Raw genomic sequence first — 18,759 nt, 5'->3', positions numbered from 1 at the left:
CCGCGGAGAGGGCCTGAAGTCGAGACGCAGCTTTCCGCCGCTCCCGCAATCAGGCGATGAGGTCGCTCGCCGTCACGCCGAAAGGTACCGCAAGCTTCTCGACCAGCGATATCGTCGGGTTGCGAGCAGCACGCTCAAGGTCGCTTACATAGGTGCGATGGATGCCGGCGCGATCGGAATAATCCTCCTGGCTCCACCCGTGGTGGTTCCGCAAACGACGAAGGTTTGTGGCAAGGCGCTGTCGGACATCCACGGGCCTGGAAAGACGCCGCTGTCGACGATTAATCTACAGACGATCAGTGACATTCCAGTTGCTTTGTCCCGTGCGTCGAGCATGACGCGTGTCACTGATTGTCGACATTCCGTCGTAGAGCGAGGGGGAATAATGAGCGTTTTGAGCTATAAACATGTCACTGACATACGTGCCCGTAAGGCGCCGACGTGGAAGCATGCCGGGCGGCCTGGCGCGGTCGCGTTGCTACTGAGTGCGGCCGGTTGTGCGACATCCCCGTGGGGGTTTCCGGTGCCAACCATGATCGGCAACGAGCAAGGCGTCGCGATGACCGGCGTCGTCAAGGCGCGCGACGAAGACGATGTTCGCCGCAAGCTCGCGCAAAGGCTTGGATGCCCCGACAGCATCCATTTCGCCAGCCTCGCAACAGAACGCGCCGACAGCAACATCGGCACAAGGATGATGCTCTACAAGGCAGTGATGAAGTGCGACCGCACGGGCCAGCGTGCCACGTCTGCAAGTGCGCAATAAGATGCGCTGCTATCCTTGCCGCGCCATCGCGCCCGCAATCGAGGCCAACTGCCTAGTGGAGCCAGCCCTGCATCGTGCCACCACGCCCACGCGGAAGGATGTTCTATGGAACCGCTGATTGGCCTCATCGTCATCATCGCCTGGGCAGCCCTAAATGCCGTCATCGCATCCAAGCGAAATCGGTCTGGCCTGGCGCTGTTTGCGCTTTCTACCGTTCCTGTGTTGCCATTGATCATACTGGTGTCAGTTGGCACCGGTGGCAACAGCGAGAGCATGGCCTGGGCGGCGTTTGCGAGCCCATTGGTTGGATTTATCGTCTCATTGACGATGGCAGGCGGAAAAGAAGCCGCGGTTCGCCGCGGTCAGCACGGCGACTATGTGCGCTGCCCCTCCTGTGCCGAGCCAGTACGCAAGCTGGCGACCAAATGCCGCTATTGCGCGAGCGCGCTGTAAGCGGGCAACAGCGCGCCGGCTTCGGGTCCGCCCGCAAGCCATCAGGGCGCCCATCCATGCGATGAAAGAGGACCGGCGGACGCGATCACCCACGGGCGCGTCCGGCCGGTCGCGGTGGATCCCGCCGGCCGTCAGGGCGCGATTGTACCGATGCCCCTCCCCCGCTGGCTACCCGGCCCTGTCGCTGTTTAACCCAAAGAAGGAATTGGGACACGCTGTCGACTTGATCGTCATGGACAAGGTTCGGGAAGCCCATCATCTCCCGTTTAAGCTCTGCAAGCCAGCGTGCCTTCTGGGGGAACTTGGCAAGGCCCGAGTAAAGGCGCTCCACGCCGACAACCAGCCGCTCCTCCTTGCTCATTACTGGTTGAGAGGCGTAGCGATTGCACTGCGGCGCGTGGTGTTCAGGCTCGCTGAGACAGCGGTGATCGCGGGAAAGGTCTTCAAGCAGTGCGTGTCCTGTCGCTGCCTTTTCGATGATGATGGTGTCGGCCTGCCATTTCATCCGCTGGCGCCGTACGCGCGCCAGCAAGTCCGGATACGACAAGCGGACGCGCTGGAGATCGAGCAGCAGCCAAGCCCCGTCGTGAAAGCCCCAGGTTGTGCCCACTGAAAAATCGGCCTTCGGACCATCTGTGAATGCGGTATCCCAGCTCTGGACGACGTACTGGAGGCGTTCACGCGCGGGTGCCTCGCTATAGGTTTGGATCCGCGACCATTCGATAAGCGCGCTGTCGGGTGGTGTCGGGTTCTGCTGATATTGCGCTTCGAAGTCGGAGCCCCCCATCGCCTGCCTGAACTCGTCCAGGATCGGACGCGGCTCGGTGCGAGGTTTCAGAAGGTCACCAGGTTCGCGCACATGGACGCGACCCGTCGTAAGCACGAACTGCTGCCGCTCTTCGGCGATCGCGGGAAGGTTGAGGTGGGCGTAGCCCATGGTCTGGAGATGCGCGGCGAGGTCGTCTTCGTGCAGTCGCTGTTGCACGGCGATAATGATGCCTTGCGATTTGTCGTTAAGACGGCTGACCAGGCTGTTGCCGTAGAAGTGGCGTACGTTGTCCCGTTGCACCGGGGAACGTGCATCTCCGGCCTTCATCAGGTCGTCGATGATAATGACATCAGCACCGAAACCCGTCAGCGACCCGCCGAACGAGGCGCCGCGACGAAATCCGTTTTGCCTCGTGCGGACTTCCGAGATCGTATTGCGCGCAAGGCTCCTCGCCGTCTCCGGGAAGGTATGGGCATACCAGCCAGAGCTGACGACGCGTTGGAAATTACGGGAGTGCTCCTTGGTGAGATCGTTCGAATAGCTGACCGTGAGGATGCGCCGGGTTGGATCACGCCCTAGCATCCATGCAGGTAATGCCACGGAGGTCGCGATCGACTTGAGGTGTCGAGGCGGGATCGTGATCAACAGACGACGGACCTCGCCTCGCTCGGTACGAGCGAGGTAGTCGCTAAGGATCTCGAGATAGGGAGCACGCTCCAGCTCGGCAGCAGGATCAAGCGTCGCGAACACCCGCTCGACGAACACCTGAAAATCCCGCCGACAAAGCTCGCTTAGCGCTGAAGAGATGTCGGCGGGCGGAGTCATGCTGTCCCCCCTGACGGAAACCGGGCGAGGTATGCCGCCAAGATGGCGGCGTCCCGGGCCGGATCGGTGTCCATGGGGGGCAGCGCCTGTGTACTCGCCGCGGTTTCCCCGGCGTATTGCAGCACGGCATCGATGGCTTTCAGGTTCCCGCGCATCGCCTCGCCGACGAGCCGGACGGCCATCGCTTCGCGCTTGGTCATCCGGACCGCGCGACCATTGCTGGTCCCAGTGATCTGCCGGTCGAGCTCGCGCTGGAGGAGCGTCTTGAAGTTCAGCGACCCTTTCGGTCTGCCGGACGGATTGCCCGATTTGCCGGGCTTGAACTGATGCTCGCGCGGCGGCTTGCCGCGCGTGACGACATAGCCGTCGGCAGGTTCGGTCGAGCGCGGAGAGCCACTGGTGGCCTGATGTTCAGACATAGCATCCTCCTCAAGCCGCGCGGCGCGTGCGAACGCGGGCCGGAGGCGCCGCCTGGGTCAAGTCGCTTGTCTGTCGCGCAGTAGCATTACACGCCACGCGGGCAGCACGCTCGGCTCGCACCTCGCGGAAGGTCCGTCCGCTCGATGCCAGAACCGCTTCTTTCCCGCTGTGCTCCTGCCACCGCAATATGGTCGTGTCGGTGTAAATCGGGTCGAGCTCCATTGCCGCGCCCCTGCGTCCAGTATCATCCGCAGCAAGTATCGTAGTGCCGCTTCCGGAGAAGAGATCGAGCACAAGATCCCCGCGCTTGGTCGAATCGAGAATGGCATCCTTGACCAACGCCAGCGGCTTGACGGTCGGATGGAGTTCGCGTGCGCGCTTTTGTTCGTGACCCGAGCCATGCATGCCGCGATAGGTCCAGACGTTGCTGCGGTCGCGGCCATGCTTACCGAGCTGAACGCGATTGAGGTGCGTCGCCCCCTCGTGCGCGAACAGGAAGATGAGCTCGTGCCGGGATCGGTAAAAGCTTCCCATGCCGCCGAGCCCCTTGTCCCATACGATGAGGTTCAAAAGCTTCAGCGGGTTCTTGTCTGCCGCGTCCAGCATGTGCCGCATGTGACGGAAATCCATGCACATATAGGCAAGGCCGCCGGGCATCAGGCTCTCGCATGCGCGGGCAAATACCTTGTTCAGGAAATCGGTGAACTCGTCGTCCGACATCTCGCCGGATGCCATGACGAACTCGCGACTGTCTTTCGACGATGTGACGTTGCCTGCAATGCCTACATTATAGGGAAGATCGCTAAACGTGATTCTGGCTTCCTGACCGTCCAGTAACCGGGCCACTGATGCCTTATCGGTGGAGTCGCCACACAGGAGCCGATGGCGGTCAAGCAGCCACAGGTCACCGATCTGGCTGGTTGCAGTCGTAGGCGGTACGATTTTTGGCGAGCGTTCCGGCTCTTCCTGGCACAACACCAGGGCGTCGATCTCAGGATCCACAAAGCCGGTGACGTCGAGATCGAAATCCGGGGCGATCTCAAGAAGCTCCTTGAACTCAAGGCTCAGCACCGCGCGGTCCCAGCCGCCAGCGGTCGCAAGCTTGTTCTCAGCCAGCACGAAGGCGCGCTTCTTCTCAGTTGTCAGATGCGAGATGGTGATGACAGGCACCTCAGCAAGACCGAGCTGAATGGCCGCTTCGAGCCGGGCATTACCGGCTATGATCTTATTTTGCTCATCGACAAGCAGGGGAACCGAAAAGCCAAATGTTTCGATGCTCTTTGCTATCTGCGTAATCTGATCTTTAGAATGCGTGCGTGCACGCCGACCAAATGCAGCCAACGACGAAGGAGTGACAAAGCGGATTTCGGACGATAGACCGGAAAGGAGGTCGAGCTTCCCCGCCTCCACGAACTGTGGATTGTTCATCATGACGATGACCCCCAAATGAGGAGTCACCTTTGCTATGCTCTGGTTTCGAAAGCGAAAATGTGAGCCACGGCAAGGTGACGGGATTATGGCATGGACTCCGCGCTTTGGCGGGACACTGCCATTATTTTGAGTTGAACCTGAAGCTGGTTCGACTTCCCGTCACGCCATAGGCATACCGCACTTTTGTTGTTGACAACCGCAATGTATGCCCGTGAAGCAGTCCTTCAACCCTGCATACGCTCTTTTCCACGCTGCTGCGGAACTTTTCTATCCCTGGTGTAAATTGGCCATTTGACGATGCAATGGCCCGTCGCACGAGGGCGGGCAGCGGGCTTGCCGCATCAGCGCCATGCTCCAGAGCTTACCCCAACCCTGTTTAATTCTGTATTTTGAGCATGAAGCGTCGCGAATGATGGGCAGATCGCAGTTCGGTACTGCGCCCTCATGGACCGGAGAATATCTCCCGATTGGCCTGTAGAAACCTCATCCACCAGGTTTCTCTGCTACGCAATTCACGCGCGGCGCTACGCGAAACTCGCGGGAACGCGGGCACTATCGGGCGCGCTCCCCAGATGACTACGGATACAGAGGACTGTGTGGCGGAGAGGGTGGGATTCGAACCCACGGTACCGTTGCCGGCACGCCGCATTTCGAGTGCGGTGCATTCGACCACTCTGCCACCTCTCCGCGAGGACGATCCGTTGACGTGCGAAAACGCCTGCGGGGCCGGTCGAGGGCGCGCCTCTAACCGCTTCGTTCCGGGCATGCAAGCACTCACGTGCGCTTGTGCGACGCGCAAACAGCATTAAATTGCCGTTATGCCGCGTCACGACATCGTCAATTCCGCCACCGCCCAGGACATCGTCGCGCCGCCGATCGCGCACGCGCGCTTTTCCATCGGCGACGTCGTGCGCCATCGCCTGTTCGACTTCCGCGGCGTGATCTTCGACGTCGATCCGGTCTTCGCCAATACCGAGGAATGGTATGAGGCGATCCCCGAAAGCGTGCGGCCGCGCAAGGACCAGCCCTTCTACCACCTGCTCGCCGAGAATATCGAATCGAGCTACGTCGCCTATGTCAGCCAGCAGAATCTGGTACCCGACGAAAGCGACGAGCCGGTCGACCATCCCGCCATCTCGGGCCTGTTCACCGACTATGCCGACGGTCGCTACGCGCTGCGTCGCGAGCATCGTCACTAAGGCCGCCGCCGCGGCGCCAAAATAGCGGTTGGCGGTTGACAGCCGCGCCGTTCTTGCCTAGCTGCCGCGCTTCATCCCGCCGGGCTATGCTCTGCGCGGGCACATATTTCTTGGGAAGTGATAAGAGCCATGTTCGCAGTCGTGCGCACGGGCGGCAAGCAGTATCGCGTCGCCGCCGGAGACAAGATCGTCGTCGAGAAGCTGGACGGCGAAGCCGGCGCGTCGATCACGCTGGGTGACGTCCTGCTCGCGGGCGAGGGCTCCGAGCTGAAGAGCGTCGAGGGCCTGACCGTCGCCGCCGAGATCGTCGCGCAGGCGAAGGGCGAGAAGGTCATCGTCTTCAAGAAGCGCCGCCGTCACAATTATCGCCGCCGCAACGGCCATCGCCAGAACCACACGATCCTCAAGATCGTGTCGGTCGGCTGATCCCCGACGCGCGAACACAGGAGTAGAGCAGCATGGCACATAAGAAAGCAGGCGGTTCGTCGCGCAACGGTCGTGATTCGGCCGGCCGTCGCCTTGGCGTGAAGAAGTTCGGCGGTCAGGAAGCGATCGCGGGCAACATCCTCGTGCGTCAGCGTGGCACGAAGTTCTACCCGGGCCGCAATGTCGGCATGGGCAAGGACCACACGCTCTTCGCGCTCGTCGATGGCCGCGTGGCGTTCCACGAGGGCAAGCTCGGCCGCAAATTCTGCTCGGTCGAGATTATGGCCGAGGCGGCTGAATAACATCGGGCGACCAACCGGGTTGCCCACCAGGGTGACCCGGTCGCACCGCCCAGGCGGTGCCAACCAGACAAGGGAGGCGGGTCACCCGGCTCCCTTTTTTTCGTGCTCCCTCAACCCTGTCGCGCCCGCGTCACAGACGCGTGGCAGCGGCGCGCACGAGGAGAGCGACGAGACATGTTCGCCAGAACACAAAGATTGACGCTGCGGCCCGGCTGGCCGGAAGACGCGGCATCGCTGGCCCAGGCGATCGGCCATGACGCGGTCGCGCGGATGCTGACCCGGGTCCCCCTTCCCTATCGTACCGACGACGCCGCGGCCTTTCTGGCCCTGCCACGCGGCCCGCACGAGCCGCGCTTCCTGATATTCGCGCACGATAGCGGCGAGCGCCCCGCCCTTGTCGGCGGAATCGGCATCACGCCCTACGACGCGGGTCCCGAACTCGGCTACTGGCTGGCACCCGATGCCTGGGGTCGGGGCTATGCGACCGAAGCCGGACGTGCAGTGGTCGCGATGGCGCGGCACAGCCTCCCGATCACGCGGCTCGGCGCATGGCATTTCATCGACAATCCCGCCTCGGGCCGCGTGCTGCGCAAGCTCGGCTTCCAGCCGACCGGACGCGCGATCACGAAGCGGTCCGCCGCGCGCCCGGACGCGGTCGAATCGGTGGAATATGCGCTCGACCTTGCCGAGGAGCAGCGAAGCCCGCTGCCGATCGCCGCCTGATGTGCGATCCAGCAAGGCTGGATCGAGGCGGTGTGCCCCTCACCCCACCCTGCCGCCATCGGGAGCCGGCCGGTCGGCGGTGAGGGCCACTGCGCTTCCACGCCTGTGGATCAGCCTCTGCTGCGCGGCGCGCAAAGGAAACCGCCGCCCGTTCGACCATCAGGGATGCTGCGGTGTCACATCGGCAAGCACCGCGGCATCCTCTCTTCTAAATCACCGTCCGCCTCGCTACCCGCGGACGGGTGACCACGCGCAAACGCCTGTCCCCGGATGAATCCCGCGACCTCGCCCTCGAGGCCGCGAGACGCCTGCTCGTCGAGGAGGGGCCGCAGGCCCTGACCCTGAAGGCGGTCGCGGCGGCGATCGGCCGGACGCACGCCAATCTTCTCCACCATTTCGGCTCGGCGGCGGGGCTGCAGCGCGCGCTGATCGCGCGGATGGCCGGCGGAGTCACGGCGACGATCCGGGACGCCGTATTGCGCAACCGCGGCGGCGAGCCAGACCCGGGCCATATCGTCGATCTGGTCTTCGACGCGTTCGACTCGGGTGGCGGCGGCGCGCTTGCGGGCTGGATGATCCTGTCGGGCAATCGCGACGCGCTCGATCCGATCCTGTCGGCGATCCACGATCTGGTCGATGAACTGGCGGTCGGCGCCCCGCCATCGAAGCGCTCGATTCAGGAGGAGACGCTGCACCTCGTGCTCATGGCGCTTGGCGATGCGATGCTGGGGGCACCGATGGCGCGGGCGCTAGACCTGCCGCGCGGCAAGGCGCGTGCGCTGGCGGTCGCGATGCTGACCGCCGATCGCGAAGGCTGCCATGGCGACACGTCGGATGCGCCGCACCACGGACTCGAGGCATGACGCATCGTCCGTGAAGGCAGGTCGCTGCCATCGCTCCTAAGTCTCCGACGAGTGCCAAGCCGATCCCCATCGCTCCACCGGGGTGGTGGCGTCCGCCGCGATGCGACGGCGGCGCTTCATTGAAGGATCGCGGCAAGGCCGGTCATGGACGGGTGAGGCACCCCCCGTACGGGGCTGGTCGTTCGCCGTCATCGCGCTAAAGAGCCATCATGCATTTCCTCGACCAAGCCAAGATCTTCGTTCGCTCCGGCGCGGGCGGCCCCGGTGCCGTCAGCTTCCGCCGCGAAAAATACATCGAATACGGCGGCCCGGACGGCGGCAACGGCGGCAAGGGGGGCGATATCGTCTTCGAGGCGGTCGCCGGGCTGAACACGCTGATCGACTTCCGCTACACGCAGCACTTCCGCGCGGCGCGGGGCCACGGTGGATCGGGCAGCAACCGCACGGGCGGCGGCGGCGACGACTTGATCATCAAGGTTCCCGTCGGCACGCAGGTCCTCTCGGAGGACAAGGAGGAGGTGCTGATCGACTTCACCAGGGTCGGTCAGCGCGAGGTATTCCTGCGCGGCGGCGACGGCGGTCGCGGCAATGCCAGCTACAAGACGTCGACCAACCGCGCTCCGCGCCAGCACGGCACCGGCTGGCCCCATCAGGAGGCGTGGGTCTGGCTGCGCCTGAAGCTGCTCGCCGATGCCGGGCTCGTCGGCCTGCCCAACGCGGGCAAGTCCACCTTCATCAACGCGGTGACGAATGCACAGGCGAAGGTCGGCGCCTATGCCTTCACGACGACGCGTCCGCAGCTGGGCGTCGTGCGCCATCGCAACCGCGAGTTCGTCGTCGCCGACATTCCCGGCCTGATCGAGGGCGCAGCCGATGGCGCGGGGATCGGCGACCGGTTCCTGGGTCATATCGAACGTTGCCGCGTGCTGCTCCATCTCGTCGACGCCAATGACGCGGACGTGACCGAGAGCTATCGTGTCGTCCGCGAGGAGCTGGAGGCCTATGGCGCCGGGCTGGTCGACAAGCCGCATGTCGTCGCGCTCAACAAGATCGACACGCTCGACGACGAACTGATCGAGGCGCTGTCCGCTGAACTCACCGAGGCGAGCGGCGCAGAGGTGATCCCCCTGTCGGGCGCCGCGGGTACGGGCGTCGACTGGGTGCTCGACCGGTTGCTGGACGCGATCGGCCCGGCGGCCGAGGCGCCGGTCAGCGACGATGGCGAGGAGGACACCGTCGAATGGTCGCCCGTCTGACAAAGGGGAAGTTCCGGCCGGTCGGGCGGCGTACGTCGCCCATCGGTACGGTTTCGGTCGATTATCAACGAAATTATTGATCGAGATTGGATACGATCGTATCGTGATGCTGTAGGGAGCTACCCATAATGGGGCCGGAGAGTAAGCGCGTGATCGATACGGAAGCCCGTCGCCTCATCCGCCTTCATCTCGACCAGGCCTTGTCGCTCGCGGTCATGCTCGAGGAAACGCTCCTGGTGGCGCTGATCACCGAGGCGTCCGAATATTGCGACTCGCGCGGTTTCGCCGCCTCTTCGGTCACTGGCACCCACGCCTCGATGCAATAGCGCGGACCGACCGTCGCAAGACGGCGTCTAGCCGGTTCACGCGCCGACGGTTGCCATGCCGCTCAAGCCCTCTCCAGGTCGTCCCGGTCGGAGCGCCGGCTGGTAAGCGTGTCACCGCGACCAGATGCATCCGGATCGGAGCGGCTAACCGATAGAGAAAAGACACCGGTACAAACCATTGCCGTGCCAGCCGTCCGCCGCCGTCAAAATGCCACGGGATCGGAGACGACCCTGCTTCGGCTCGAAGGAGGATTCTGGCGGCTTCGTCTCGGGATCGTCATGACGATGACCCGAAGGAGGAGGCGAACATCATGGTTGATACTTCGCAGGACTCCCTTGCCACGGCAGCCGAGGAACTGCCGCAGTTGCTTGGCGAACGCATTCCCACCGAAGCGATCGACAGCGCGGTCGCGCATCTCGACGCCGCCGCTAGCGGGACGGGCGCAAACCGGTATCCGGCCAGGGGCAGCATCGCATCGGCGGTAATCCTGACCAAGTGCCAGTGTACGGTGACCAACGGCAAGACCTTCAAAGGCGACGTATGGGGCCTTGCCACGCCCGGCGGCGGCGCACTGATCGGCGATGTCTATACCGACAATATCGACGCGTTATATGCGAACACGACGGCGTTCACGCTCATCGCCACGCCGGTCTACACGACCTTCATCTTTCAAGACCGCAATGGCGCCACCTTGGGGTCGTTCCAGGCTGGCTCGATCTCGACCGTCATCCACCCCCCCGGCGGCGGTGCGGGATCCTGGCACTGATCGGCTGACGATCGATCCGCGATCGCAATGGAGTTGTCGCGCGCTGGTCGCTACAGCGAGGCGATGTCCCTCTTCGCCCCCCTCGTCTGCCAGCGTATCGTCGTAAAGGTCGGCTCGGCGCTGCTCGTCGCGCCGGACGGGTCGGTCCGGCGCGACTGGCTGGCGACGCTCGTCGCGGATATCGCGGAGCGCATCGCGGCGGGGCAGCAGATAGCGATCGTCTCGTCGGGCGCGATCGCGCTCGGCGCGCGGCGGCTCGGCCTGGCGAAGGGCGGTCGCGCCAGCCTCGAAGACGCGCAGGCTGCCGCCGCCACCGGCCAGATCGCGCTCAGCCAGACTTGGGCCGAGCTGCTCGGCGCCCATGGGCTGACGGCCGCACAGATGCTCGTGACGCTCGGCGATCTCGAGGACCGGCGGCGCTATCTCAACGCTGCCGCGACGCTGGGCCGGCTGCTGGGCCTCGGCGTCGTTCCCGTCATCAACGAGAATGACAGCGTCGCGACGGAGGAGATCCGGTTCGGCGACAATGACCGTCTCGCCGCGCGGATCGCCCAGGCGGCGGGTGCGAGCGGCGTGGTTTTGCTGTCGGACGTCGACGGTCTCTACGACGCCAATCCGCATACCCACCCCAACGCATGCCACATAGCGCGCGTCGAGCGGATCGAGGCGGTCGCGGGCATGGCGGACGCCGGCTCCGCCTCCGGCATGGGGTCCGGCGGCATGGTGTCGAAGGTCGAGGCCGCGCGGATCGCCACGGCTGCGGGCGCCGCGCTCGCCATCGCCTCCGGGCGGATCGATCATCCGTTGCGGGGCGATGTTCGCCATACGCTGTTCGTCGCCGAGCGGTCCGCCTCCGCCCGCAAGGCGTGGCTCGCTGGCGGGCTGACCGCGCGCGGCAGCATCCATGTCGACGCTGGCGCCGCGGAGGCGCTGCTGCACGGCGGCAGTCTGCTGGCCGCGGGGGCGACGCGGGTGGAGGGGCAGTTCGCGCGCGGCGACCTGGTGACCATCGATGGGCCGGCCGGACGGCTGGCACGGGGGCTGGCGGAATATGACGCGACCGAGACCGCGCGGCTGCTCGGCCGCCGCACGGAGGAACAGGCGGACATTCTCGGCTATGCGCCGCGCGCCGCCCTCGTCCACCGCAATCATCTCGCGCTGCTCTGATGCATCGGGACTATCCCTCGTCCGCGCCGTCGCATCCGTTCCGCGTGCTGACGCTCGCGATCACCGGCGCGACCGGATTCGTCGGAAAGGCGCTGCTGGACCGTGCGGCGGCGGCGGGTCATCACGTCCGGGCGCTGACCCGCCGGGCGCAGCCGCCGCGTGAGACCATCACCTGGATAGAGGGCGCGCTCGATCGCCCCGCCGCGCTCGAGTCGCTCGTCGCCGGCGCGGATGCCGTGATCCACGTCGCCGGCGTGGTGAACGCACCGAACCGCGCGGGCTTCGTCGCGGGCAATGTCGAGGGAACACGCGCGATGCTCGCTGCGGCGCAGGCGGCGGGCGTGCGCCGCTTCGTCCACGTCTCGTCGCTGTCGGCGCGCGAGCCGCACCTGTCCGACTATGGCTGGTCCAAGCGCGAGAGCGAGGCGGTGGTCGAGGCGGCGCCGCTGGACTGGACGATCGTGCGGCCGACCGGCGTCTACGGCCCCGCCGACATGGAGATGCGCGACATGTTCCGGCTCGCGCGCTACGGGCTCGCGTTGCTGCCGCCACCGGGCAAGGTGTCGTTGATCGCGGTGGACGATCTCGCGCGGCTGCTGCTCGCGCTTGCCGAGGCGGACGGGCCGCGCGCCGTGCTGGAGGCGGACGACGGCCAGGTGCTGACGCATGCCGAGATGGCGCGGCTGATCGGGCGCGCCGTGGGGCGGCGCGTGCTGCCGATTCACCTGCCGGCCGCCGCGCTCCGCCTCGGCGCCAGGCTCGACCGCGCCCTGCGCGGCACGGAAGCGAAGCTGACGGCGGATCGCGTCGGCTATCTGTGCCATGACGACTGGACCGCCGACCCGGCGCGGCGTCCGCCGTCGGACCTGTGGACGGCGGCGACGCCCACCGCACGCGGACTTGCCGATACCGCACGGTGGTATCGCGCCAATCGGCTGCTATAGCGCCGCAACCCTGCCGCAATTGCCTGCCAACGGAATCGCCATCATGACCGACCGCACCCAGATCCTCGACACGATCAAGGCCCAGATCGAACCCTTCAACAAGAAGGGCGTCGCGCTGACCGAGGCCACGACCTTCCAGGGCGACCTGGAGTGGGACAGCCTGACCGTCATGGATTTCGTCGCCGCGATCGAGGACGAATTCGACATCATCATCACGATGAACATGCAGGCGGAGATCGAGACCGTCGGGCAGCTCGCCGACGCCGTCGCCAAGCTGAAGGCCGGCGACGCATGACCGAGACGGGCCTGCAGCCGGAGGCACCGGCACCGCTCGCCGCCGAGGGCGGCCGCGACCTGATGAGCAAGTTCGACGGCCTGATCGCGGAGCGTCAGGCGCTGATCGACACCGGCGTCACCGACCCGTTCGCGATCGTCATGGAGCAGGTGAAGTCGCCGACCGAGGCGGTGATCGCGGGTCGCGATACGATCCTGCTCGGCACGTACAATTACATGGGCATGACGTTCGACGCGGACGTGCTCGCCGCCGGCCATGCCGCGCTCGACCAGTTCGGCTCGGGCACCAACGGCAGCCGCATGCTCAACGGCACGTTCCGCGACCATATGGCCGTGGAACAGGCGCTGCGTGACTTCTACGGCGTTTCCGGCGCGATCGTCTTCTCGACCGGCTACATGGCCAATCTCGGCATGATCTCGACGCTGGCGGGCAAGGGCGACTATGTCATCCTCGACGCGGACAGCCACGCCTCGATCTACGACGGCTGCAAGCAGGGTTATGCGGAGATCGTCCGCTTCCGCCACAACGACGTCGCCGATCTCGACAAGCGGCTGGGTCGCCTGCCGAAGGACGCGGGCAAGCTCGTCGTGCTGGAGGGCGTCTATTCGATGCTCGGCGACATCGCGCCGTTGAAGGACATGGTCGCCGTCGCGAAGAAGCATGGCGCTATGGTGCTCAGCGACGAAGCCCATTCGATGGGTTTCTTCGGCCCCAACGGCCGCGGCGTCTACGAGGATCAGGGGCTGGAGGGCGAGGTCGACTTCGTCGTCGGCACCTTCTCCAAGTCGGTCGGCACGGTCGGCGGGTTCTGCGTCTCGAACCATCCGAAGTTCGAGGCGATCCGCCTCGCCTGCCGGCCCTATATCTTTACCGCTTCGCTGCCGCCTTCGGTCGTCGCGACCGCGGAAGCGTCGATCCGCAAGCTGATGACCGCGCATGCCAAGCGCACGCAGCTGTGGTCGAACGCGCGCCGCCTGCACGGCGGGCTGAAGGCGATGGGCTTCCGCCTCGGCACGGAAAATCCCGACAGCGCGATCGTCGCTGTGATCCTCGACGACCAGAATCAGGCGGTCGCGATGTGGCAGGGGCTGCTGGAGGCCGGCGTCTACGTCAACATGGCGCGGCCGCCCGCGACACCGGCCGGGACGTTCCTGCTCCGCTGCTCGCTGTGCGCCGAGCATAGCGACGCGCAGATCGACACCGTGCTCGCGAAATTCGAGGCGGCGGGCCGGACCGTGGGCGCGATCGGCTAAACGCCCTGCGCCCGCTTTTCACCGCGACACGAACAGGATAGCATCGCTGACGTGACGCGGGACGAGGCCGAACCGGCGGCCCGGGGGGGCCAAGCCGCCTGGCGCACCATCATGCTCGTCGTGATGGGGCTTGCGGGTGCTGCCGTGCTCGTCGCGCTGGTCATCACGCTCGGCAACGCGAATCGACAACGCGATCGCGCGCTGCGGCTGCAGGCGCACAGCTATGACGTGATGATCCTCGCGCGTACGCTCGCCGGATCGATCGCCCAGTCGGAGGCGGCGCTCAGCCGGTACGTGATCAGCGGCGATTCGAAGCTGGGGCAGATCTATTACGACAAATGGCGTCTGGCGGGGACGCAGCTCGATCGGCTCGACGATCTGGTTGCCGCCAACCGCACCCAGGCGGGCCGCGTCGCGCACCTGCGCGACGCCTATCAAGCGCGCGGCAGCGAATTGTCGCTGATCGCGCTCAGCACGACCTACAAGAAGAACGCGCAGGCGCTCGCCCGCTTCTACAAGGCACGCCAGTCACCGAGCCTCGACGATATCGATCGCACGCTCGACCGCCTGATCACGGGTGAACGGACGTTGCTCGATGCCCGCACGACGGAGGCGATGCGCACGGTCCAGCGCGCCAACGGCTATGCCGCCGTGCTGGCAGTGTTCGGCGGCCTGATCGCGCTGGGTGCGCTGCTGCTCGGCTGGTTGATCATCCGCACGATCGGCGAGCGCGCGGTGGCACGGGCCGAGGCGGAAGCGGCGCAGGCCCGCGCGAACGATCTCGCCGATGCGGTCGCGCGCGCCACCGACGACCTGCGCGTGCAGGAGGCGAAACTGCGGCAGGTGCAGAAGATGGACGCCGTGGGGCAGCTGACCGGCGGCATCGCGCACGACTTCAACAACATGCTCGCGGTCGTCCTGGGCGGCCTCGAACTCGCGCGGCGTCACGTCGATAGCGACGCCGTCGCCTGCGCCCGCCATATCGACAATGCGTCGGAAGGCGCCAACCGCGCGGCCGCGCTGACCCGCCGCCTCCTGGCGTTCAGTCGCGAGGAGTCGCTGAAGCCGGAGGCGCTCGACGCCGCGGGGCTGGTGGCCGGCATGTCCGAATTGCTGGATCGCACGCTGGGCGACGCGGTCACGGTGGTGACGCGGGACGCGGCGCGCGGCTGGCGGGTTCACGCCGATCGGGTCCAGCTCGAAAACGCGATCCTCAATCTTGCCGTCAACGCACGCGATGCGATGAACGGCCGGGGTACGCTGACGATCGAGACCGGCGCGCGGACGCTGGCGGCGCTGGAGGTCGGCGAATGCACCGCCGGCGACCATGTCTCGATCGCGGTGACCGACACGGGGTGTGGCATCCCGGCGGCGATCATCGATCGCGTCTACGAGCCCTTCTTCACGACCAAGGAAGCGGGCAAGGGCACCGGCCTCGGCCTCAGCCAGATCTTTGGATTGGTCCGGCAATCGGGCGGCGCGATGGCGATCGACAGCGTGGTCGGCGCGGGGACGACCGTGACGATGTACCTGCCGCGCGACACCGCCGGTCAGGTCGAGTCGACGTCCGCGTCGGACCCCGACGCGCCGCACCATGGCGAGCGGCCGCCGCTGCAGGTCCTTGTCGTCGAGGACGATCCGCGCGTGCTCAACGCCACCATCGGCGCGCTCGAGGAACTGGGCCATGGCTCCATCGCCTGTGACGGCCCCGGCAAGGCTGCGGCACTGCTCGACGCCAATCCCGACATCGATCTGATCATCTCCGACGTGCTGATGCCTGGCCAGACCGGGCCGGAACTGATCGCCGCGCTCGCGCCCGCGATTCCGCACGTCGCCGTTCTGTTCGTCACCGGCTTCGCCGGCGAAGCGAATGCCGCCGAATTCGGCGATCACCACGTCTTGCGCAAACCCTTCACCCTCGCCGGTCTCGAGCGCGCGATCGCCCAGGCGATGGCACGCGAGCGCCCCGCCCCGCCCCACCAGATCGCGGCGGAATAGCCGTCGGGTCCATCCGCCGGCAGCGAATCGCACGTCCCGCGCCGAAAGGCAGGGCCGGCTTCGCGGCCCGCCGGCGCGTCGGTTTCCTTGCTCCGCACCGGCCGGCGAGAACGACGCTCCGCCCCTGACGCCACGCGGCGTCCGGCGAAGCGGCAGCGTGCGCGCCTCGGCCCAGACCGGTGAAGCTCAATGCCTTCTCTCCGGCCGTTGATCCGCGCCGGTATTTTTAGCTGGCGCGGCCGCCCTGCCATCCTATACGCCTCGCTTTCCCGTTCCGGCCGAGCAGCCTTCATCGTATGACATCCATCGACCGCTACATGGCACGGCTGATCGCGTTGCCGCTGATCTCGACCCTGACCATCGCGGCCATGCTGCTGGTGCTCGACCGTATCCGTCGGCTGTTCGATTTCGTGGCGACGCAGGGTGGGCCGATCAGCGTGGTCTGGCGGATGCTCGCCAACCTGCTGCCCGAATATCTCGGCCTCGGCATCCCGATCGGGCTGCTGCTCGGAATCCTGCTGGCGTTCCGCCGCCTCGCCGCCAATTCGGAACTCGACGTGCTGCGGGCCGTCGGGGTCAGCTATACGCGGCTGCTGCGCGTCCCCTATATGTACGCGATCGTGCTGGCGGTGCTGAACATCGCGATCGTCGGCTTCGTCCAGCCCAAGGCCCGCTATTATTACGAGCAATTGCGGTTCGAGCTGCGCACCGGCGCGCTGGGCGCGTCGATCAAGGTTGGCGAGTTCACCCATTTCGGCAAGCAGATGACGCTGCGCATCGAGCAGAGCCACGATCGCGGCCGGCAGCTCGAGGGGATTTTCGTTCATTTCGAGAACAAGGGCACGAGCTATTCGGTGACGGCGCAGAGCGGCCAGTTCCTCGCCACCGATGATCCCAACACGATCATCTTCCGCCTGACCAACGGCACGCTCATCCACAAGGCCCCCGACTTCAAGGTGCCGCGCGTGCTCACCTTCACCTCGCACGACCTGCCGATCCCGCTGCCCAAATACGAAAGCTTCCGGCGGAGGGGCGGCCGCAACCTGGAATTCACGCTGCCCGAACTTGCCAAGCTGGGCCATCGTGCCGCCAGCGAGGAACAGCGCGACAGCAGTCGCAGCGAATTCCATTTCCGCCTGGTCGAGGTGGCGACGATGTTCCTGCTGCCGTTGCTGGCCATCGCACTGGGCGTGCCGCCGAAACGCTCCACGTCGGGCGTCGGCGTCTTTCTCGCCATCGTGATGATCGTCGCCTATCATAAGGTGAACGAATATGCCGCGTCGATCGGCGAACTGGGGAGGATCGATCCGCTGATCGCACTATGGGCGCCCTTCTGCGTCTTCGCGGGGATCATCCTCTGGATGTACTATACGATCGCCTATGTACCGGGGGGCCAGCCGATCGGCGCGATCGAGCGCGCGTTCGGCAAGGTCGGCAAGCTTCTTGTCCGCTACATTCCCGGCCGCGGCCGCAAGAAGGGTGTGGCATGAGCGCGCTGTTCCCCTCTCGCGTCGTGTCCTGGTACATGGCGCGGCTGTTCCTGACGCGGACGTTCGGATTGCTCGCGGCGCTGGTCCTGATCCTGCAGACGCTCGACCTGCTCGGCGAGTCGGGGGCGATCCTTGCCCATCCCGGCAACACGCAGGACCAGGTCTGGACCTACGTGACGCTGCGCGCGCCGCAGATCATCGCCTTCCTGCTGCCCTTCTCCGTGCTGCTGGGCGCGATCGCCACCTTCTTCACGATGAACCAGAACAGCGAGATCATCGCGTTGAAGGCGGCGGGCCTGTCCGCGCATCAGGTGCTCGCGCCCCTGCTGGTCGCCAGCCTGGGCGTCGCCGTCGTCAGCTTCACGTTCAACGAACGCGTCGTCACCCGGGCCACCGCGACGCTCGACCAGTGGAAGGCGGTGGATTACGGCGTGATGCCGATCGACCGCGGCGACCGGTCGAACGTCTGGGTGCGCGACGGGGACGACCTGATCGCCGTCGACCAGGTGCGCGGCAAGGGCAAGGCGGTGCAGCTTGGCGGCATCACGGTCTATGACCGTGTCGGCGGCAGCCTGGTCGCGATAACCACCGCACCGCGCGGCCGTTTCGTGGGCAATGGCTGGCAGATCGGTCCCGCGTTGCGCTTCGACGTCGCGACCGCCCGGCAACAGGCGATCGGGAATGCCGTCGTCGCGCCAGGCGTTCGCCCGGATCAGTTCACGCTCGGCGAAGTCAATCCGGACGGGCTCTCCTTCACCGCATTGGACGCTGCGATCGGCGATTTGCGCGACGCCGGCCGCCCGACCAAGTCGCTGGAAAGCACGCTCTGGCACAAACTGTCCGGTCCGCTGTCGGCGGTGCTGATGCCGTTGCTCGGCGCGGTGGCGGCGTTCGGCATCGCGCGTTCGGGCCAGTTGTTCGTCCGCGCGGTGATCGGCATGGCGCTCGGCTTCGCCTATTTCGTCGCCGACAATTTCGCGCTCGCGATGGGCAACCTCGGCGCCTATCCGCCCTTCCTGGCCGCCTGGGCACCCTTCCTGCTCTTCCTCCTCATCGGCGAAGCGGTGCTGATCCGGACGGAGGAATAGC

At 65.9% G+C, this 18,759-nt stretch carries 21 protein-coding genes and 1 tRNA gene; 17 read left to right on the top strand and 5 right to left on the bottom strand.

All coding sequences use genetic code 11. From position 1 onward, the window contains the following. Positions 1–49: 49 nt before the first annotated feature. Positions 50–214, bottom strand: a complete 165-nt coding sequence (locus tag IQ292_RS11275) for a helix-turn-helix transcriptional regulator (protein ID WP_238940997.1) — start codon at positions 212–214, stop codon at positions 50–52. A 318-nt stretch (positions 215–532) separates the two neighbouring features. Here IQ292_RS11275 and IQ292_RS11270 point away from each other — a divergent pair, with 318 nt between their 5' ends. Next, the gene (locus IQ292_RS11270) at positions 533–763 is read left to right on the top strand and encodes a hypothetical protein (protein WP_203310395.1); all 231 of its coding nucleotides are present in this window, start codon (positions 533–535) and stop codon (positions 761–763) included. 105 nt (positions 764–868) lie between these two features. Beyond that, a complete protein-coding gene (locus tag IQ292_RS11265; RefSeq protein ID WP_203310394.1) occupies positions 869–1,216 on the top strand; it encodes a zinc ribbon domain-containing protein in 348 nt (115 codons plus the stop codon). Between the two features lie 85 nt (positions 1,217–1,301). On the opposite strand, the gene IQ292_RS11260 is transcribed toward IQ292_RS11265, so the two are convergent. From IQ292_RS11260 to IQ292_RS11245, 4 genes are all read right to left on the bottom strand, one after another. After that, positions 1,302–2,810, bottom strand: coding sequence for a phage terminase large subunit family protein (locus IQ292_RS11260; RefSeq protein ID WP_203310393.1), 1,509 nt, complete (start codon positions 2,808–2,810; stop codon positions 1,302–1,304). Then, on the bottom strand, positions 2,807–3,229 hold the full coding sequence (locus IQ292_RS11255; RefSeq protein ID WP_203310392.1) for a DUF5681 domain-containing protein: 423 nt from the start codon (positions 3,227–3,229) through the stop codon (positions 2,807–2,809). Before IQ292_RS11255 ends, IQ292_RS11260 begins: the two co-directional genes overlap by 4 nt. A gap of 10 nt (positions 3,230–3,239) precedes the next feature. Continuing rightward, complete coding sequence (locus IQ292_RS11250; protein WP_203310391.1) at positions 3,240–4,661, bottom strand: site-specific DNA-methyltransferase; 1,422 nt, start codon at positions 4,659–4,661, stop codon at positions 3,240–3,242. A 597-nt stretch (positions 4,662–5,258) separates the two neighbouring features. Further along, positions 5,259–5,348 (bottom strand) — tRNA-Ser (locus tag IQ292_RS11245). Between the two features lie 131 nt (positions 5,349–5,479). Here IQ292_RS11245 and hspQ point away from each other — a divergent pair. The 15 genes from hspQ to lptG all read left to right on the top strand — a co-directional run bounded on the left by hspQ (position 5,480) and on the right by lptG (position 18,758). Further along, entirely contained in the window at positions 5,480–5,860 is a 381-nt protein-coding gene (gene hspQ, locus IQ292_RS11240; protein WP_203310390.1) for a heat shock protein HspQ, read from the top strand. Between the two features lie 129 nt (positions 5,861–5,989). Next, the gene (gene rplU / locus IQ292_RS11235) at positions 5,990–6,286 is read left to right on the top strand and encodes a 50S ribosomal protein L21 (protein WP_115379003.1); all 297 of its coding nucleotides are present in this window, start codon (positions 5,990–5,992) and stop codon (positions 6,284–6,286) included. A 32-nt stretch (positions 6,287–6,318) separates the two neighbouring features. Further along, positions 6,319–6,588, top strand: a complete 270-nt coding sequence (gene rpmA, locus IQ292_RS11230) for a 50S ribosomal protein L27 (RefSeq protein ID WP_198354592.1) — start codon at positions 6,319–6,321, stop codon at positions 6,586–6,588. A 174-nt stretch (positions 6,589–6,762) separates the two neighbouring features. After that, entirely contained in the window at positions 6,763–7,311 is a 549-nt protein-coding gene (locus IQ292_RS11225; protein ID WP_203310389.1) for a GNAT family N-acetyltransferase, read from the top strand. Positions 7,312–7,553: 242 nt separating this feature from the next. Then, on the top strand, positions 7,554–8,174 hold the full coding sequence (locus IQ292_RS11220; protein WP_203310388.1) for a TetR family transcriptional regulator: 621 nt from the start codon (positions 7,554–7,556) through the stop codon (positions 8,172–8,174). Positions 8,175–8,383: 209 nt separating this feature from the next. Then, on the top strand, positions 8,384–9,430 hold the full coding sequence (gene obgE, locus IQ292_RS11215; RefSeq protein ID WP_203310387.1) for a GTPase ObgE: 1,047 nt from the start codon (positions 8,384–8,386) through the stop codon (positions 9,428–9,430). Between the two features lie 128 nt (positions 9,431–9,558). Next, positions 9,559–9,756, top strand: a complete 198-nt coding sequence (locus IQ292_RS11210; protein ID WP_203310386.1) for a hypothetical protein — start codon at positions 9,559–9,561, stop codon at positions 9,754–9,756. Between the two features lie 311 nt (positions 9,757–10,067). Then, a complete protein-coding gene (locus tag IQ292_RS11205; protein WP_203310385.1) occupies positions 10,068–10,523 on the top strand; it encodes a VapA/VapB family virulence-associated protein in 456 nt (151 codons plus the stop codon). 63 nt (positions 10,524–10,586) lie between these two features. Then, a complete protein-coding gene (proB, locus tag IQ292_RS11200; RefSeq protein ID WP_203310384.1) occupies positions 10,587–11,690 on the top strand; it encodes a glutamate 5-kinase in 1,104 nt (367 codons plus the stop codon). Next, positions 11,690–12,634 carry an NAD-dependent epimerase/dehydratase family protein gene (locus tag IQ292_RS11195; protein WP_203310383.1) on the top strand — a complete coding sequence of 315 codons (945 nt, stop codon included), beginning with the start codon at positions 11,690–11,692 and terminating at the stop codon, positions 12,632–12,634. Before proB ends, IQ292_RS11195 begins: the two co-directional genes overlap by 1 nt. Positions 12,635–12,677: 43 nt before the next feature. After that, the gene (locus tag IQ292_RS11190) at positions 12,678–12,929 is read left to right on the top strand and encodes an acyl carrier protein (protein WP_203310382.1); all 252 of its coding nucleotides are present in this window, start codon (positions 12,678–12,680) and stop codon (positions 12,927–12,929) included. Further along, entirely contained in the window at positions 12,926–14,182 is a 1,257-nt protein-coding gene (spt, locus tag IQ292_RS11185) for a serine palmitoyltransferase (protein ID WP_203310381.1), read from the top strand. The genes IQ292_RS11190 and spt overlap by 4 nt, the downstream gene beginning before the upstream one ends. A gap of 111 nt (positions 14,183–14,293) precedes the next feature. Next, a complete protein-coding gene (locus IQ292_RS11180) occupies positions 14,294–16,180 on the top strand; it encodes an ATP-binding protein (protein WP_203310451.1) in 1,887 nt (628 codons plus the stop codon). A gap of 296 nt (positions 16,181–16,476) precedes the next feature. Continuing rightward, the gene (gene lptF / locus IQ292_RS11175; RefSeq protein ID WP_203310380.1) at positions 16,477–17,670 is read left to right on the top strand and encodes an LPS export ABC transporter permease LptF; all 1,194 of its coding nucleotides are present in this window, start codon (positions 16,477–16,479) and stop codon (positions 17,668–17,670) included. Continuing rightward, positions 17,667–18,758 (top strand): LPS export ABC transporter permease LptG, encoded by a 1,092-nt coding sequence (gene lptG / locus IQ292_RS11170; RefSeq protein WP_203310379.1) that lies wholly within the window; start codon positions 17,667–17,669, stop codon positions 18,756–18,758. The genes lptF and lptG overlap by 4 nt, the downstream gene beginning before the upstream one ends. Position 18,759: the final 1 nt, after the last annotated feature.

The sequence above is a fragment of the Sphingomonas beigongshangi genome, from assembly GCF_016820445.1.
GTDB lineage: Bacteria > Pseudomonadota > Alphaproteobacteria > Sphingomonadales > Sphingomonadaceae > Sphingomonas > Sphingomonas beigongshangi.
Note: the sequence above shows the minus strand (reverse complement) of the source record. Positions and strands in the feature narration are given on the sequence as shown.

Bases quoted from the DNA above. Each gene is read 5' to 3' on its own strand.
- IQ292_RS11180 (WP_203310451.1), top strand. From the start codon at position 14,294: ATGCTCGTCGTGATGGGGCTTGCGGGTGCTGCCGTGCTCGTCGCGCTG.
- hspQ (WP_203310390.1), top strand. From the start codon at position 5,480: ATGCCGCGTCACGACATCGTCAATTCCGCCACCGCCCAGGACATCGTC.
- IQ292_RS11270 (WP_203310395.1), top strand. From the start codon at position 533: ATGATCGGCAACGAGCAAGGCGTCGCGATGACCGGCGTCGTCAAGGCG.
- lptF (WP_203310380.1), top strand. From the start codon at position 16,477: ATGACATCCATCGACCGCTACATGGCACGGCTGATCGCGTTGCCGCTG.
- IQ292_RS11225 (WP_203310389.1), top strand. From the start codon at position 6,763: ATGTTCGCCAGAACACAAAGATTGACGCTGCGGCCCGGCTGGCCGGAA.
- IQ292_RS11210 (WP_203310386.1), top strand. From the start codon at position 9,559: ATGGGGCCGGAGAGTAAGCGCGTGATCGATACGGAAGCCCGTCGCCTC.
- IQ292_RS11255 (WP_203310392.1), bottom strand. From the start codon at position 3,229: ATGTCTGAACATCAGGCCACCAGTGGCTCTCCGCGCTCGACCGAACCT.
- obgE (WP_203310387.1), top strand. From the start codon at position 8,384: ATGCATTTCCTCGACCAAGCCAAGATCTTCGTTCGCTCCGGCGCGGGC.
- IQ292_RS11190 (WP_203310382.1), top strand. From the start codon at position 12,678: ATGACCGACCGCACCCAGATCCTCGACACGATCAAGGCCCAGATCGAA.
- IQ292_RS11205 (WP_203310385.1), top strand. From the start codon at position 10,068: ATGGTTGATACTTCGCAGGACTCCCTTGCCACGGCAGCCGAGGAACTG.
- IQ292_RS11265 (WP_203310394.1), top strand. From the start codon at position 869: ATGGAACCGCTGATTGGCCTCATCGTCATCATCGCCTGGGCAGCCCTA.
- proB (WP_203310384.1), top strand. From the start codon at position 10,587: ATGTCCCTCTTCGCCCCCCTCGTCTGCCAGCGTATCGTCGTAAAGGTC.
- rpmA (WP_198354592.1), top strand. From the start codon at position 6,319: ATGGCACATAAGAAAGCAGGCGGTTCGTCGCGCAACGGTCGTGATTCG.
- IQ292_RS11195 (WP_203310383.1), top strand. From the start codon at position 11,690: ATGCATCGGGACTATCCCTCGTCCGCGCCGTCGCATCCGTTCCGCGTG.
- lptG (WP_203310379.1), top strand. From the start codon at position 17,667: ATGAGCGCGCTGTTCCCCTCTCGCGTCGTGTCCTGGTACATGGCGCGG.
- IQ292_RS11250 (WP_203310391.1), bottom strand. From the start codon at position 4,661: ATGATGAACAATCCACAGTTCGTGGAGGCGGGGAAGCTCGACCTCCTT.
- IQ292_RS11260 (WP_203310393.1), bottom strand. From the start codon at position 2,810: ATGACTCCGCCCGCCGACATCTCTTCAGCGCTAAGCGAGCTTTGTCGG.
- spt (WP_203310381.1), top strand. From the start codon at position 12,926: ATGACCGAGACGGGCCTGCAGCCGGAGGCACCGGCACCGCTCGCCGCC.
- rplU (WP_115379003.1), top strand. From the start codon at position 5,990: ATGTTCGCAGTCGTGCGCACGGGCGGCAAGCAGTATCGCGTCGCCGCC.